At 56.1% G+C, this 16,213-nt stretch carries 8 protein-coding genes; 1 reads left to right on the plus strand and 7 read right to left on the minus strand.

What is annotated here, in order from left to right:
* Nucleotides 1–257: 257 nt before the first annotated feature.
* The 5 genes from F4X08_01245 to F4X08_01265 form a co-directional block, all read right to left on the minus strand.
* Complete coding sequence (locus F4X08_01245; protein MYD24428.1) at nt 258–1,112, minus strand: hypothetical protein; 855 nt, start codon at nt 1,110–1,112, stop codon at nt 258–260.
* The gene (locus F4X08_01250) at nt 1,109–3,082 is read right to left on the minus strand and encodes a hypothetical protein (protein ID MYD24429.1); all 1,974 of its coding nucleotides are present in this window, start codon (nt 3,080–3,082) and stop codon (nt 1,109–1,111) included. Before F4X08_01250 ends, F4X08_01245 begins: the two co-directional genes overlap by 4 nt.
* 9 nt (nt 3,083–3,091) lie before the next feature.
* Nucleotides 3,092–4,222, minus strand: a complete 1,131-nt coding sequence (locus F4X08_01255) for a cysteine desulfurase (protein ID MYD24430.1) — start codon at nt 4,220–4,222, stop codon at nt 3,092–3,094.
* Nucleotides 4,223–4,237: 15 nt separating this feature from the next.
* Entirely contained in the window at nt 4,238–5,599 is a 1,362-nt protein-coding gene (locus tag F4X08_01260; protein ID MYD24431.1) for a hypothetical protein, read from the minus strand.
* 351 nt (nt 5,600–5,950) lie between these two features.
* Nucleotides 5,951–8,629, minus strand: a complete 2,679-nt coding sequence (locus tag F4X08_01265; GenBank protein ID MYD24432.1) for a hypothetical protein — start codon at nt 8,627–8,629, stop codon at nt 5,951–5,953.
* Nucleotides 8,630–9,027: 398 nt separating this feature from the next.
* On the opposite strand from F4X08_01265, the gene F4X08_01270 reads away from it, so the two are divergent.
* Nucleotides 9,028–11,379 carry a response regulator gene (locus F4X08_01270; GenBank protein ID MYD24433.1) on the plus strand — a complete coding sequence of 784 codons (2,352 nt, stop codon included), beginning with the start codon at nt 9,028–9,030 and terminating at the stop codon, nt 11,377–11,379.
* Nucleotides 11,380–11,504: 125 nt separating this feature from the next.
* Here the strand turns inward: F4X08_01270 and F4X08_01275 are convergent, their stop codons facing one another.
* The gene (locus F4X08_01275) at nt 11,505–14,945 is read right to left on the minus strand and encodes a hypothetical protein (GenBank protein ID MYD24434.1); all 3,441 of its coding nucleotides are present in this window, start codon (nt 14,943–14,945) and stop codon (nt 11,505–11,507) included.
* Between the two features lie 182 nt (nt 14,946–15,127).
* Nucleotides 15,128–16,126, minus strand: a complete 999-nt coding sequence (gap, locus tag F4X08_01280) for a type I glyceraldehyde-3-phosphate dehydrogenase (protein MYD24435.1) — start codon at nt 16,124–16,126, stop codon at nt 15,128–15,130.
* Nucleotides 16,127–16,213: the final 87 nt, after the last annotated feature.

The following is a 16,213-nucleotide window of genomic DNA, read 5'->3' on the forward strand; positions in this document are numbered from 1 at the left end:
CTTGCCCCAGGAGCGATACAGTCTGTTTTCGGTATCCATAGGTGGCGCTTTGAATTCGTCTTCTGTCATAGGATCGGGTGAAAGTGGTATATCGAAAGAGCCTATAACAGGAATCTCAGCCATATAAGCGTTAAAGTCGTTGCTGTTCCGGACAACTTTCAAAAACTCGATCTGGTGCTTCCCGCCTTTTGTCCTTAGTAACCTTCTACGCAATCTAGTGTAGTCAACATCACTTAGTTCAGTGAATGAGAGAGATGTCACTCATCCTCCTCCTCGTCTCTCGATGGTAACAAATGTTCGTAAAGCTCTGTTGCAACTTTCTCCGGTCGAAACCCTTGATCGTACCAACAAGGTAGGCCTTTGTTTGTCAAAAAGTCGGAAAGTGCACGAAGACTACGATGAGTGTTCCATCCTTCTTCATCATTGTCATCGTAGAAGTCCCGCTGAAGAAGCGCTAGGCAAGCTGTGACGATATGTGTCATAATGTTTTTTCTTATAGGATCTTCAATCCTAAATCGCAAAAAGTCATGAAGATCTGGGCTCGTTTTAACCAAAAAACGAAATGGCTCAGTCTCTGCATCTACAAAAAACCTGCCGTTGCCTAATGTTTCATCTTTCTGAATCGATAACATTTGAAATATGGAAGATTGTAGACGTACTACCGAACCCACTGCTAGCCGGGAGCCTTTCTGAATCGATATTAAAGATCCATCCCATACACTGTGTACACCGTCAGTCTTACTGTTAACAACATACTCACCGGTTATACCACTTAAAATCATTGGTGTAAAAAGAGGTGGCTCTCCTAAGTCGTCAGCATTCCATCTGACTTCATGTCTAGATTCATTACTTAGGTGTGTGCGCCGATATGATGAAATGGGAGATGACACAATACAGGCGTAAACCGCTTGTCCGTTTTCTATTAACCGAGAAACAAACGGTGATCCATCCACATTGTGTGCTAGATAGAATGATGATTGGTCGTTACCCGGCTCAAACACCACAGTATATCTGCCATCAGGATAAGACAGATTTCCTGTTTCTAAAACCGGATGGGTGTGGCACCTAATTCCATTGGATGTAGATCTTGCTACAGTTGTAATCTGAGTCAACGTGTTGCCTCTGTATCAATGCCTGCCTCAAACACATCGACCCGTAGAGAAGGGGTTGTTCCCTCAATCATTCCTATTCCTTTATCGATTTTGTACTTTACTTCAACTTGGACTAGATTACCTGGCAGGATATTACCAAGGCGCAAACCAACCGCATGCCCGTTTTCTCGGATAAGGTCAGAATCGTCTGTCAGTTTCCCGTTTATCGAAGCTTCACTTAGAAAAACAGGTACGATTTGATCATAGCGCAGTCGATCACAAGTAGCATCAATGTTCTCATCAATACGAAGCCGAAGTTCGGCGTTTTCAATCCCCTCCTTACTGTCTATCAATATCCGCCGTTTATTCGAGCTAATAGGCACAGAAACAGCTTGTAGAAATGAATGAAGAACTGGACTTTTCCTCGTGCGTTCTGTATTAACTCGTCCTGATCGCTTCCTTGACATCGGATCATTGGGCAGTGATGCGGTATTTGAATGTATGTTTCTACGATCGGGCACCCTATTCTCGACAACCATGGGAGTACCCCAGAAGGAACTCCGGCTTGACCCAGGTGACCCCTTTCCTCCATCACCGAAATCGAGATTTAAATAATCACTAGGATTAAAGGAGTTACTTTCTGCTTCTTTCGTATTGCTTAGTATCCAATTACGGATTTCCTCAAGAGCTTGTCGTAACTTACCCTGATCGACTTTGTTTAGGTTTTTAATGCGAATGGAATTATGCAATGGGCCTTCAGCATCACGAATCAGACGATGAAGTTCCATTCCATTTAAGGAATCAAGTAGCAAAACCGCGTGAAATGGCGCACGCTCCTTAAACTTATAGTAAAAACCGGGTATCTTGTATTCATCGGCAATCCACATACCATTGCGACAAAGATCAATTCGGGTATTCCCTGATCTAGACGTGTGTATATAAACACGTATATCACCTTGCGAAGTTTTCACTGAATGATTACTACCATATCGAAGAACATGGTGTGCCTCAAAAGCTCTCTCGCCGTTTAGAAATGCACGAGACCTTTTGTTCTTTTTAGATTCCTCTAGCGTCTCAGAAAGAGTGATATGATCCAGAACATATGATTGACGGTTTTCTCTGATTCTGAAGTCTTCAACCTTTACAACAAGTCTTCGTTTTAATAGCGCTTCGAAAAAGTTGCACGCCGCAGACTGAGACACCATATCCCACAGAGTCTTCTCGTATTCACGGAAATGATTGAAGGCTGGGATCACCACAACAGCGCCGTGACCTGAGTTCTTCTTTATTACCTTGAGGTCTTTAGAAATCAGTTCGGGTATATTTCGACCTGTTACATAGTCGTAGAGGTCGCCGTTTTTTCCATCCAAAAGACCACGCACGTAAAACCCATCGCCCGCTCGAGGGAATCGTTCCCCTTCGACAGTGTGAGAAGCCAATACAGCATGTCCAGCACCTATACTTCTACCACCTTCAGTTACGCCGCCATACAGGATGTACCGTAGATCAGATGCAGGAATTACCACAGAATGTCCATTGCCATAGGTACCTGTAGCGTCATGCTCTTTGGCACTTACTCCATCACTTAAGAGTGCAGTCATTCGACGCTTGTCTAGTCCAATACCGTTATCGACAACCGTCAAAACGTCAATCGATTCTTGTGTCAATGCGTTTTTAATGGTACGAACTACATTCTCTGCTTGGCTAGGAAGCTTACCTTTCCCCAACTTCCTTTGAGACATACAAGCATATTTAAAAGCCCGAACGTAACTCTTAATTCCAGGAATCTCTCTTATGTACATTCTGGTAAGTCGAAATCGTACAACAGCAGTCTTAATCTTTGCTTCATGAGCCGAATCAAGAGCATTCTGCAAGGTTTCACGAACAACGGCTGCTGGATGTAGTTCATCAAAAGCAGCTATTCCTGCTGGTGTAAATCCGGAACTGGTCCCTGGTCCGAATATCAAGTCAGAAGACGTGTTTTTCACCACATAATCCCCTTAAACTGTGTCATTTAATTCGCTAAGCACCACAGATGCCGTTTCAATTTCCTGGGATGTAGTAAACCGACCAAGACTTATACGTATGCCAGTTTCTGCGACCTCTCGTGAATAGCCTAAAGCAATAAGAACTCGAGATGGTTCATAGATTGCTGATGAACATGCTGATCCTGTAGAAATTGCAATCCGATTCGAAACCTTCTTTACGATATATTGGGCACTTAGGCCTAATAGACCTACATTAAGATTCCCAGCAATTCGTTTTTCGGTATGACCAAACAACTGAAGATTTGGGAAACGTTTTTCCAGACAACAGTAAAGTTGCTTAGTAAGTGAATCGATGCGTCTAGCATCATTGGCAAATTCATAATTCGCGAGTTCGCAAGCTTCACCGAAGCCAACTACCAGTGCTGTAGGTACTGTGCCAGATCTAAGTCCGAATTCTTGCATACCTCCAGTTATGATTGGATCGACTTTAACACCTGATCGTATATACAGGGCGCCAATACCCTTCGGGCCATAGACTTTATGTGCTGACATGCTGAGCAGGTCTACTCCCCAGTTCTCCACATCCACGTCTATCCTACCAACTGCTTGTGTTGCATCAGTATGAAAGATCGCACCGACGGAGTGACATATCTCGGCAATCTTCTCAATGGGTTGAATCACACCAATTTCATTGTTGGCAGCCATAACCGATACGATCAGTGTTTTATCGTCAAGTGCATCTTTAAGGACACTAAGATTTACCAGTCCATCTCTTTCAACTGGAAGAATGACTGTATCGAACCTTGATCTTTGAAGATCCTTTACAGTCTCCAGTACTGCAGGATGTTCTGTTGCAACCGTGACAATCCTATTACGAGATTCGGTATCTGCTTTCACTAGACCTCGTATTGCGAGGTTGCAGGATTCGGTGGCACCTGAAGTAAAAACAACTTCATCGTCGTCGGCATTGATTAACTCAGCGACTTTAGCACGTGCACTCTTGACTGCGTCAGATGCTTCCCAACCAAACACATGCCCATCAGAGTGAGGATTGCCAAACTTTTCCTCAAGGTATGGTAACATCGCTCGACGTACTCTTGGGTCAATTGGAGTAGTCGCCTGATAGTCAAGGTAAATAGGCATTCTATTAGGTGTGGCTCACTCTGTACAGTCACATGGTAACAAAGTATCGGAGTACTGTTCTAATTCGGCGCTAGTACACACGGAAAGTGTATCGTACGAGAATCCATTCATACCAAAAAAACCAATACTTGTATGCTCATGGTTTCCTTTTATTTCCCTGTTTTCAGCTATTAAATCACGGCTATAATCGTTTTCGATACGACTCCACCAAGTAATATCACACGGCGTATCTCGAAGAGAGCCAAACCCATCGAAATTATCATTTAGAGTTTCTGTCATCTGCTCATGTACGCTTTTTAGATTTCCTACCCCTTTTAAGAAACAGTATACACAGTTAGAAAGACTGCCCTCTTTGGGTAGCGAAAGATCCCAATCTTGCCATTCCCAGAAGTCGTTAACGTCTTCTCTGGTTACATTCATGTCTGCTAATGGCATATAGACATGCTCACCTTCGTAACCGGACGCACCAGGTCCTGCACTGCGTGCTTCAACTCGTTTTACTCGCATTGGCTCATCGCCACGTAATCCTACATAAGCAACGTATTCGACACCTCCGTTTCCGAATTTGACCTTGTCACCGAATGTATTCCCAATTAAGTCATCGTTTTCAATTCTACGCCAGACTGGTGAGAAGTCAGAGTACGACTGCTCAGGTCTTACATGTGGTCTGGTTAAAACGTATGAACGTTTTCTGAGAAAAATGTGTTTGGGTACAGCTCCTTGATTACGTATATGTCGCCGATATAAGGAATCAGGATCGATACGCGATTGGCTACCGTAATGACCGAGACGTGGGATACTTTCGTTAAATGCGAACCAATCTTTCAGAAATGTACGAGTTACTTCTAGTTTCATATTCTTCGTACATATCCGACTGAATTGGTTTGGGACATAGCCAGCCCAAGAAAGAAGTTCTTCAAATACCTCGCCGCGCCAATGGAATCCATCAGGATTTGTGGTTGAATATGGTTGATCATTGACGAGCCTGTAAGAAGGCAACCTAGTCCATTCACCATTTCGTGCATCCTCATATGTCTGAAACTCGATCCAATAAAACGGTATCCCATACTGGTTTGATATTCTGTTACAGGTCCGTGCAAAGCGATAAGTACCGGGATGCTCTGCTGAAGTATTGTTGAAAACAATTACATCACCTCGATCCGCATCTAGAAGGTTGTTCTCCAGTAAAGCAAACAACATCATCGCACTTGAACGCCCTGCGGAGAACTTTACGACATGCGGGAGGGTTGCATGTTTTTTACTTCGGTATCGAATAAAATGAGCCTTATCTGAATTGTACCGTTGAGGGGTTTTTACCACACGTCTCGAAACCAACAACTTGGGAACTTTCTTTATACCGGGCTTATATTTAGTCATTCTTGTTCTTCCTATAAATAGACCTATCTTATCAGGTAAATTTGGATACTAACGTACTTTATGGTATTGGCGTATAGACCACATGTCAACTCAACTCATTAATCGTAGACGACAACCATCTCAGACATCAATCTTGGCAAGGTCGGTCTTCTACTTAAATCAAGTCTAACTCCAACGCACCTATCACATGTATTAAATACATAAATCATAAATGCTCGGCAAAGTACCGTAAAAACAGGTATTTAAGGCCCTGCTAGGTATCTCAGTTTTACATCTTAACTGAAAACAACCTCCCGACTATGTCTTTATTCAAAGTTTGAAGGTAATAGAGGGCATGCCCTACCACTAATCTCAATCTTTGCTTCCCACCGCCTCCAGCAGCGCTTCCCGCGTCATGCCCGCGGGAGGCGTGTTCAAACCCGATTCCTCGCCCGGGTCGGCGACGAGCCAGATGCCGCGCTCGAGGGCGTAGCCGCCTCGACCGGATGCCTTTCGCAGGAGGTCCTGCAGGTCTTCACCGCCCATCAGGCCCAGCAGCCCGACGGGGATCATCCGGGCGGAGACGCCCCGATCGCGCAGGAAGCCGGCGTACCAGTCCGGCGGACGTTCGTAGGAGAACACGAGGAAGGGACGTTCCGGCGTGCCGGCGCCTCTCCAGAAGCCCAGTCGAAACCAGTTCGGCCGCAGGGAGCGGACGAAGGCGCCGTGGCGCAGAACGGGACTGATTTCGTCCATGGACTGCCGGTAGAGCACGCCGAGGCGCTCGGCGTTGGCTTCCTGGAGCTGGATGTAGGTCTCCAGGTATCCCGATTTCAGCAGCCACTCGAACCGGTCCTCCGGGCCCAGCCCCATGAGCGACCTGAATTCGTCGCCGTGGTACAGTCCGTTCCGGACGAGATGGCGGATGAAGTACCGGAAATGCAGGTCGTCGAAGGCGTCGATCGCGGCATAGGCCTCCGCGGGGCGTGTGATATGGGGCTCCCAGTCGTGCACGATGGCCTTCAGGGCCCGCTGGCCGCGGCTGTGCCGGGCGATGGCGCGCGCCGGCTCGAAGAGGTGCCGGTTCAGGTAGGCCATGTCCAGCCGGGAGGGCAGGCCGACCGCGTCCCCCCGGGCGTCCCGGGCGGCTTCGTATTCGCCGGTGATTTCGCGTTCGCGCGGGGCGCTCACGCCGGCGTACCAGGCCGTAGTCGTGCCCCCCAGGCGGTTGAGGATGGGCAGCGCCCACGATTCGAAGCGCACGTCGCCCGTCGTCACGGCACCCCCCGTGTAGCTGGCGGCCGGCGCCACGGTCCAGAGGAAATCCATCCCGAGGCCGGGTAGCGTGCCGGCGAGATCGCCCATATGTTCATGCCGCCTTGCGACGAAATCCCAGACGCCTCGAAGCGGAACGGCAGCCTCCGCGTCTTTATTCGCCGCACCGGCTGCTTCCTCGACGGCAGGCTCCGCACCGGCAGCCGGACCGGAGTCCCAGTCGGCATTCGCGGTCGCGCCCGGACCGGACGCCGCACCTGCGGTGTCGCCCGAGCCCACGCCACCACTGCCACCCGGACCGGACGCCGCGCTACGTACCACGCTGACCCGTTCGGGCAATACCGTACCTACGGATACGTTGTTGAGGGAGATATCCGGTTTCCGGTTGCCAGGCATCTGGGCTGTGGCATACCTGTGGTCGGGAGACCAGTCCCCCGGGGGATCGACCAGTGCGCGGACGTACCGCGCGAATCCGCCCAGAAAACCTTCCAGGCCTTCGGTGCCGGAACCCGCGGGCGGGATGCCCAGGGGCGACAGGGGCCGGTCGAGTCCGGACAGCGCCTGCCGGTCCACGGCCAGGACGAATCCCTCGTTCAGCCGCCCGGTCCGTCCCGCGGCCGCCACCGCCAGGCGACCGAAGGTCTCTTCGTCGTCCCGCATGGACGCCAGGTCTGATGCGGACCGGATCTCTTCCCGGGTCTCCCGGTCGGCGAAGGCGGCCGCGATGCCCCCCACCGGAACGCCGACCAGGGCGTATTCGGATCCCCAACGGTTGCCGGACATGCGCACGGTCAGCGTGTCCTTCGCGTCGGAGACGACTTCCACCCTGCCCCTGAACCTCGCCGTGGTCCAGTCCACCGGCACGGGCCGTTCCCGGTTTCGGTAGTACAGGCTGGGCCGCAGATCCTGCTCGCCGCGCAGCAGCAGCTCGACCTCTTCCCCCGGCACCGCGCCGTCCGGCGGAATGCGCAAGGTCCTGCGGACCACGCGGTATTCGGGTTCGGGCGCGGGTTCGGGCTCGATTTCTTCTCCGGGCGGCGGACCTTCAGGCTCCACGAGCAGCGGTTCGGCTCCGTCGCCCACGAGCAGACGGGTGCCGGCGCGGGCCGCCACGCTGCTGCCCAGGCCCCGGCCGGCCGGGTGACCGGCGGCCAATTCGAAGTCCACGAAGGGATTCAGGACGGGACCGGTTTCATGGTCGGCGTTCAGCGCGTGCAGGTTGATATCCAGGCGGGCCAGGACCTCGTTGAACTGGTACCGGTCGTGGACGCCGGGATTGACCTTCCTCCGTTCGCCGTAGGGCCCGTCGGAAGGCATGGCCAGCACGAGCACTTTGCCGCGCGAGACGAAGTTGATGGCCAGGTCCACTTCCTGGATGCTCATGCCCGGATCGCCGCCGCCCAGCAGCACGATGGCGTCGTAGTCCCGGGCGTCCCGTTCCACCATGGCGGGGTAATACGGCCGGTAGTCGATGTCGAATCCCGCTTCCGAGAACGCGCGGATCATCCCGGCGTGCTCTTCCGGATAGGCCATGGCGTAGTCGACGACGAGTAGTCGGGCACCGGCGTCTTGGCGGGCGCTCGACTCCTGTCGCACGGACGTTTCCTGCCCCGTGATCGCTTCCTGGCGGACGCTCGACTCCTGTCGCACGGACGTCTCTTGCCGCGCGCTCGCCTCCTGCCGACCGGACACCTCCTGCGACGCGTTCGAGGCGTGAAGGGGCGACAGGCAGCATACCAGGAAAGGAATCAGGAAAAAACGCCGTATGATCCGCATGAGGTTCATTCCGGGGTGTTGTTTCAGGCCGAATTACCAAATTACAGCCATGCCAGGGTGATCACAAGCCGATAAACTGCCCAACGCCCGGCAATCACAGGACCGCGCTCTTCCGCGAAGTCTGGTGGGCAATGGCCCGTTGCCGGCAGGATGTCCATGCCGTCACCGGTTACGCTAAATGAAAAACCACAGGCAGGTTAAAAACCAGTTTTTTGGTGACAAACGTTTGTAATTACCGCGATATTCAGAGACAAACAAACGCATGCCCGCCTTTCGCGGAATTGCGCGAAGGTAAGCGCGTTTGCAGAACATCCGTTTCCTGTCCGGTCGGCCGGTAGGTCGAACTTACGCAAGGGATGGAATGAACGCGTGGTGGACAAACACGAGAGGTCAGCACATTGAGTGCACGCGATGATCCGTTACGGGAGGTAGAGGCGCTGCGCGCTCGCAACGCCGCGCTTAACGAGGCGATCCTGCGTATCAGTGCGAACCTGGACCTCGAGACCGTCCTCGATGAGGTCGTGGAGCGTGCCAGGTCGCTCACCGGAGCGCGCTTTGGCGCCATCGCCACCGTCGACGAGGCCGGTGTTCTCCAGGATTTCGTCTCCACCGGTCTCTCCGACGAGGAGCATCGGCAACTGTCGGCATGGCCCGACGGGCCGCAGCTCTTCGAATACTTCCGCGGCCTGGCCGGTCCACTGAGACGGGCGGACTTGTCGGAATACGTGCGTAAGACCGGCAATTCGGCGGACATGCTGCCGGCTGCCTGTGCCTTCCAGGTCGCGCCGATGCGTCATCGCGGCACACAGACCGGGATCCTCTTCCTGGCCGGAAAGGCGAACGGCGGCGAGTTCACAGACGAGGACGAGGAGATCCTCCTTTTGATCGTCTCGCAGGCGGCCGCCGCGATTGCCAACGCCCGTAAGTACTGCGCCGAGTTGCGCACCAGGGCCGACCTCGAGGCGCTGATTGAGACTTCCCCGGTGGGCGTCGTGGTGTTCGAAGCGGTGACCGGCAGTACGGTGTCTTTGAACCGGGAGGCGAAGCGGATCGCGGAGAACCTGCGCTTGCCGGGCAAACCCATTCAAGCCATACTCGAGGTGGCGACCTGCCGCTTCGCCGACGGACGGGAAATCGCGCTGGACCAGTTCTCCCTTGTCCAGGTGCTCCGCAGCTCCGAGACGGCGCGCGACGTGGAGGTCGTGATTACCATACCCGACGGCCGTAGCGTGACAGTGCTCGTAAGCGCCACCCCGGTTCGCGGCGAGGACGGCGCGGTGACGTCGATGGTGGTCACCATGCAGGACCTGGCGTCACTGCAGGAACTTGACCGGACGCGGGCCGAGTTTCTCAGCATGGTGAGCCACGAGCTGCGCGCGCCACTGACCTCCATCAAGGGGTCGGCGACGACGGTGCTGAATGCCTCGCGGGAACTGGATCCGGCCGAAGTGCGCCAGTTCTTCCGGATCATCGATGAACAGGCCAATCTCATGGACAGCCTGATCGGCGACCTGCTCGACGCGGGACGCACCGATACGGGCACGCTGTCGGTCACCCCGGAACCCTCGGAGGTGAGCTTCCTGGTGGACCAGGCCCGCAACACTTTCCTGTCCGCCGGCGCCAGGCACAACGTCCTCATCGACCTGCCGCCCGATCTGCCCCCGGTGCTCGCCGACCGGAAACGTATCGTGCAGGTGCTGAACAATCTGCTGGCCAACGCCGCCCGCCATTCGGCGGCAACGGCCCCTATCCGTATCTCGGCCGAGCGGGACGGCGTGTACGTCGCGGTCGCGGTGGCCGACGAGGGCCGGGGCATTGCACCGGAACTGCTGGGACGACTGTTTCGCAAGTACGGGCGCAACGTAGTAGACTCCGGTGTGTCCGGTGGACTGGGCCTTGCCATATGCAAGGGGCTGGTCGAGGCTCACGGCGGGCGCATACGGGCGGAAAGCCCGGGTGTGGGCAAGGGCACGCGCTTCATCTTCACGATACCTGTCGCGGAGACGGCCGCCGTAGACACCGCGGCCGGCGATGCCCGGTACGCCCCGGGTCAGGTTTCCGAGGGACGCCAGCCGACGAAGGTGCTCATCGTGGACGACGACCCGCAGACGCTGAGTTACGTGCGCGACGTCCTCGCCGACGCGGACTATTCCGCCGTGGTGACGGCCGATCACCGGGAGATATCGAGCATCATCGAAGCGGAGAAGCCCAAACTGGTCCTGCTCGACCTGATGCTGCCCGGATCCGACGGGATCGAACTCATGCGGAAGATCCCCGAACTCGCCACCCTTCCGGTGATCTTCATTTCGGGTTACGGACGCGACGAGACGATCGCCAGGGCGCTGGAGGCCGGCGCCGAGGACTACATCGTCAAGCCCTTCTCGCCGACCGAACTTACGGCCCGGATCGGGGCCATCCTCCGCCGGCGGGCCAATCCGGATCGTTTCGTGCTCGGCGAGCTGGCCATCGATTACGACCGCCGCGAGGTCAAGCTCGCGGGTCGGCCGGTGGCCCTGACGGCTACCGAATACGAGGTGCTGCGCGTGCTTTCGCTTAGCACGGGGCGGATCGCTACCTACGACACCCTGTTGCGCGAGATCTGGGGCCGGCGCGGTCTCGGTGACGCGAGGCTCGTGCGGGCCATCATCAAGCGACTACGCAGAAAGCTTGGTGAAAGTGCCGACGACCCGTCCTACGTCGCCAACGTGCGCGGCGTAGGCTACCGCCTGATCCGGCCGGGGGATGGGTGAGGAAAGTTGCCTTCGGTCGGGAGATGGGAAGGCGGCCTGTAGATCGCATGGGCCAGCCAGGTAACGCGTGCAGGGCTGCCCCATCCGGCCGGTAGATCCGCAGGCCGGATGCCGCCGTCCAACCGCTACCAATCGGACGGATCGGGAATCCCGGTGCTGACGACGATCTCGAGGCCGGGTTCGGGCAATGCACGTCTCGCGGCCTGAAGAGACGATCCCGGCCCGAACCAGTCGTCCAGGACGCCGCGAAGTTCGCCCGTGAATCGATCGAGCAGGAGCGCGGTGGACCGTCCGTCGTCCCGGGTCATCGCCACGAATCCCCCCGGGCCGGATAGTTCCAGTTGTTCCAGCCGGCCGGACCAGTCCGCCCTAACGGGAACCGCGAAGACGAAACCGCCGGCTTCACCACCTTCGCCGCACGCGATTTCCTTCATGGAGAAACTCAGGTCGAAAAGTGTGTTGCCTTCGACGTCTCCGGCGGCAAGCCGGTAGGGTCCGCGCTTATCCGGAAGGGACGGCGGCGCGTCGACCACGAAAGTAGGCTCTAGGTAGAGCTCGCCGAACTCGTCCCTGCCTCCCCAGACCAGCAGGCTTCTCCCGGATGGCGCGTGCGATAAGGCGAATGTCGGTTCGCCTTCCAGGATCTGCCTGCGGTTTACCATCCTGATGAAGCTGTAGTCGCTGGACCAGTCGGGCGGTCCGCAATAGGACATGAAATCGGGCATGGACGGTGGTACAAATACGTCGTTCCTGTGATCGTACCCCCAGACGCCGATGCTTCCGTCCATGTAAGGGAAATCTTCTTCGAGAAACGATGGACCGCCGCAGGGAGCGTGCTGCATGTTCAGATTATGCCCCAATTCGTGTGCCATATACGCAGCGTTCAACTCGGATACCGTTGCGGAACCGGGTCGCCAGCCGAGTCCTCCGCCACGGGTGACAATGCCCATGTAATAGTCTTTCGAACCGTCCATGGTGCGAATCATCCCCACTTTTTCCAGGGTCTTGACCGAACTGACGGGATCATAGGAGACCGCCACCGGGCTACGAATGTTGACGTTGAATTCGTTCACGGGCAGGCGATCCTTCGATGGGTTAAAGTAATCCGAATCTTCCGTAAGGCTCTGTACCGTGGACACCAGGCCCATGTCCGGGTTATTCATCCAGTAGAGGGGCACCACGGTCAGATTGAAAGGGGGCATGTCGACTACTACCACGGACAGCCGTCCCGCGGCAGGCAGGCGGCCTGATGAACCCAGTTCGATGACCATCTCCAGTCCCGGCTGGATGACCGAACCTGGAATCGGCGCGTTGGACGTGGCCTCGCTGTCGCCCATGTGGAGCAACGAAGTAATAAATTTGTCCGTATTCTCCATTTCCGCGGTGAAAACCTCGACATCGTCATGAAAGAAACGCGCGGTCACCTGAGGCATAGGTACGGTGCCATCCCTTTCCGATGCGATGAAGACACGGAGCAGGGCGTCTCTTCCCGCCACCAGGGGAACGGAGCCTTCAAACGTCTGGATCGCCTGGATGAGCATGGCCGTCGATTTCATCAAGAACCCCCGGCAGAAGTCAACATCGGCCATGGGAATAGCCTGTAACCAGTCCCGGGTTTCGGCATCCTCCCTCAGGCACAGACCGATTCCCTCGAACCGCAGTTCGTCCAGCATCAACTGTGTAAAGGACGGCGGCAGTACGCCAAACATGCGCCCGTTGCCGTGCAGGTATAGTTTCTTCAGTCTTGCGAGTCCTCCCAGGGATTCCGGTACGTTGCCCGAAAAACTGTTATATTGAAGGTACAACTCCTTAAGGTTTTCAAGACCGCCCAGTTCCTCCGGGATGACCCCGCTCAACTGGTTCCGGTTCAAATACAGTTTTTCGAGCCGGACAAGCCGTCCCAGTTCGGGAGGGATTTCGCCGGTCAGTCCGACATTGCCCAGATAGTCTCTCTGCCCGGAACCTGAAACGGAAAGAACCAGCAGGTTTTCGAGATCCCCCAGTTCGGGCGGGATTTCGCCCGTCAACGCATTTGCGCCCAGGTCCAGGGTTGTCAGGTTTCTGAGCTGGCCCAGTTCAGGAGGGATTTCGCCCGATAACGCGTTTCCGCCCAGATGCAGGGTCGACAGGCTTTTAAGCTGGCCCAGTTCAGGAGGGATTTCGCCCGTCAACGGGTTGCTGGTGATATCCAGCCACTCCAGGCGGGCGAGCCGGCCCAGCTCAGGAGGGATTTCCCCTTCGAATTCGTTACTGCCCAGGGACAAGGTCGTCAGGTTTTCAAGATCACCCAATTCAGGTGGTATGGAACCTGACAACTGGTTGACGCCAACCGCCAGCCTCGAAAGGTTTTTAAGCCGGCCCAGCTCGGAGGGAATCTCGCCGGTCAACGCGTTACCGTGGATATTCAGATCGGTCAGGTTTTCAAGACGACCCAGCTCGGAGGGAATCTCGCCGGTCAACGCGTTGCTGGGAATAACCAGATCCGTCAGGTTTTCAAGCCCGCCAAATTCTGATGGGATTCCTCCGGACAACTGGTTATCGCCCAGATCCAGCCATTCCAAGCGGGTGAGTCGGCCCAACTCGGGTGGGATGCTTCCCGACAGCTGGTTTCCGTTGAGCGACAATCCCGCAAGGTGCTCGAGCCGGCCTAATTCGGAGGGGATCTCTCCGGCCAACTGGTTACCATGTAGATCCAGCCACTCGAGGCGGGCGAGTTGGCCCAACTCGGATGGAATAGTGCCTGACAACTGGTTGTTTGCCAGCTCTATCTGCGTTACCCGTCCGTCCACGTCGACGGTAATCCCATGCCAGGTATCAAGCGGCTCATCACTCAACCAGTTCGTGTTGTTCGACCAGTTCGGGCCGTCCGCGGCGTTGTAAATTGCGATCAAGGCATCCTGTTCCGGATCCGGGGCCGTATCCGATACGATAATCGAGACTGTGGCCGATGCGTCTCCCGATCGGGCGGTAACCCGGGTCCTGCCTTCCCCGGCCCCGGTCACCAGCCCTGCCGGACTGACCGCGGCCACGGTCTCGTCTTCACTTGACCAGGTTGCGACGGCGTCCATTACAGGATGATCGTTCCGGTCCAGCACGGCCGCGGTCAGTTGAACAGTCGCACCGACAGACACGATAACGGCCGGACCCGGTTCGATGACGATACGGTATATCGCCTGCGCCACCGTGATTTCCGCGTTCGCTTGAACATCTCCCGAACGGCCCGTGACGCGTGTCGTCCCGTTACCCGCTGCGGTCACCAGGCCCTCCGGACTGACCGTGGCCACGGCCGCGTTTCCGCTCGACCAGATCACCGAAGCGGAGGCCATGACCTTGTTGTTCTGATCGTAGACCGTGGTGGTAAGTTGCTGCGTCTGGCCGATGGCGTGGAAAGTGACGGATGATGGGGTAATCTCGATCCGGGTCGCTACCGGCGCCGGCGGCGGAGGGGGAGTTGTCGGTGGTGTCGGCGGGCTGGTCTTCGTCGGACCGTCTTTGCCGCATGTGATACTCGCGAGCAAAGCCAGAGAGACAAAGACCACAGCATAACGGCAATAAATGCGCTTCATGATGGTTTTGACGGAAGGAGAAGATCGAATTACATAAATATCCCTTTGGAATTTAAAGTAAATCTAATGCACTTTCCCGTTTCTGGAAAGTCAACAATTTTAACTGTTTGCCATTTTAATAAAGCGGTGTGTCTGGCTGGCGCAGATCAAGGCAGGATGTTTCTGGGTCGCACCGTACTTCGTTACACTTTCGCCAGCCGCTCCAGCAGGTCGACGCAGCGGTTGGAGTAGCCCCATTCGTTGTCGTACCAGCCGCAGATCTTGACGAGGTTGTCGTCGATGATCATGGTCAGCTCGGCGTCGAAGATGCACGAGGCGGGGTTGTGCACGATGTCGACGGAGACGATGGGGTCTTCGCAGTACTCGAGGATGCCTTCGAGGGGGCCCTGTGCGGCGGCCGCGAAGGCGGCGTTGACTTCTTCGGCCGTGGGCACGCGGTCGACCTGGGCCACGAAGTCGGTGAGGGAGCCGTCGGGGACGGGCACGCGGACGGCCATGCCGTTCAGCCGGCCGTTGAGTTCCGGGATCACCTCGCCGATGGCCTTGGCCGCGCCGGTGCTCGTGGGGATCATGGACAGGGCCGCCGAACGGGCGCGCCGGGGGTCACTATGGGCGAAGTCGATAATCTGCTGGTCGCTGGTGTAGGCGTGGACCGTGGTCATGGACCCGCGGACGACGCCGAAGTGCTCGTGCAGCACGGACACCATGGGGGCGAGGCAGTTGGTGGTGCAGGAGGCGTTGGAGACCACGCGGTGCCCATCGTTCAGGATGCCGTCGTTCACGCCCATGACGATGGTCGCGTCCACGTTGGTGGCCGGCGCGGAGATCAGCACCTTCTTCGCCCCGGCCGACAGGTGGGCCGAAGCCTGTTCCCCGTCGGTGAAGATCCCGGTCGACTCCACCACCAGGTCCACGCCGCGGTCGCCCCAGGGCAGGTTCGCCGGGTCCCGTTCGGAGACGATCTCGATCTTGTGGCCATTCACCGCGAGTCCGCCGTTCACGGCCTCCACCGGATGGTCGTACCGGCCGTGGACGGAGTCGAATTTAAGCAGGTGCGCCAGCGTCGCGCTGTCGGTCAGGTCGTTGATGGCGACCACGTCGAAGCCGCCGCGCTCCGTCATGGCGCGGAAGACCATCCGGCCGATGCGGCCGAACCCGTTGATGCCGACCTTGATTCCCATGATGCTCATTGCCTCCAAAAGTTTCGGGAAACCGTCCCGCGCTTGCGGGCCGATTTCCCTTTTTCAATCCCGGCGCTGGCCGGTTCG

Source organism: Gemmatimonadota bacterium, assembly GCA_009841265.1.
Taxonomy (GTDB): Bacteria; JAAXHH01; JAAXHH01; order JAAXHH01; family JAAXHH01; genus JAAXHH01.

Excerpts from the sequence above, each read along its gene's own strand:
- F4X08_01260 (MYD24431.1), bottom strand. The coding sequence starts at position 5,599 with ATGACTAAATATAAGCCCGGTATAAAGAAAGTTCCCAAGTTGTTGGTT.
- F4X08_01275 (MYD24434.1), bottom strand. The coding sequence starts at position 14,945 with ATGAAGCGCATTTATTGCCGTTATGCTGTGGTCTTTGTCTCTCTGGCT.
- gap (MYD24435.1), bottom strand. The coding sequence starts at position 16,126 with ATGGGAATCAAGGTCGGCATCAACGGGTTCGGCCGCATCGGCCGGATG.
- F4X08_01255 (MYD24430.1), bottom strand. The coding sequence starts at position 4,222 with ATGCCTATTTACCTTGACTATCAGGCGACTACTCCAATTGACCCAAGA.
- F4X08_01265 (MYD24432.1), bottom strand. The coding sequence starts at position 8,629 with ATGCGGATCATACGGCGTTTTTTCCTGATTCCTTTCCTGGTATGCTGC.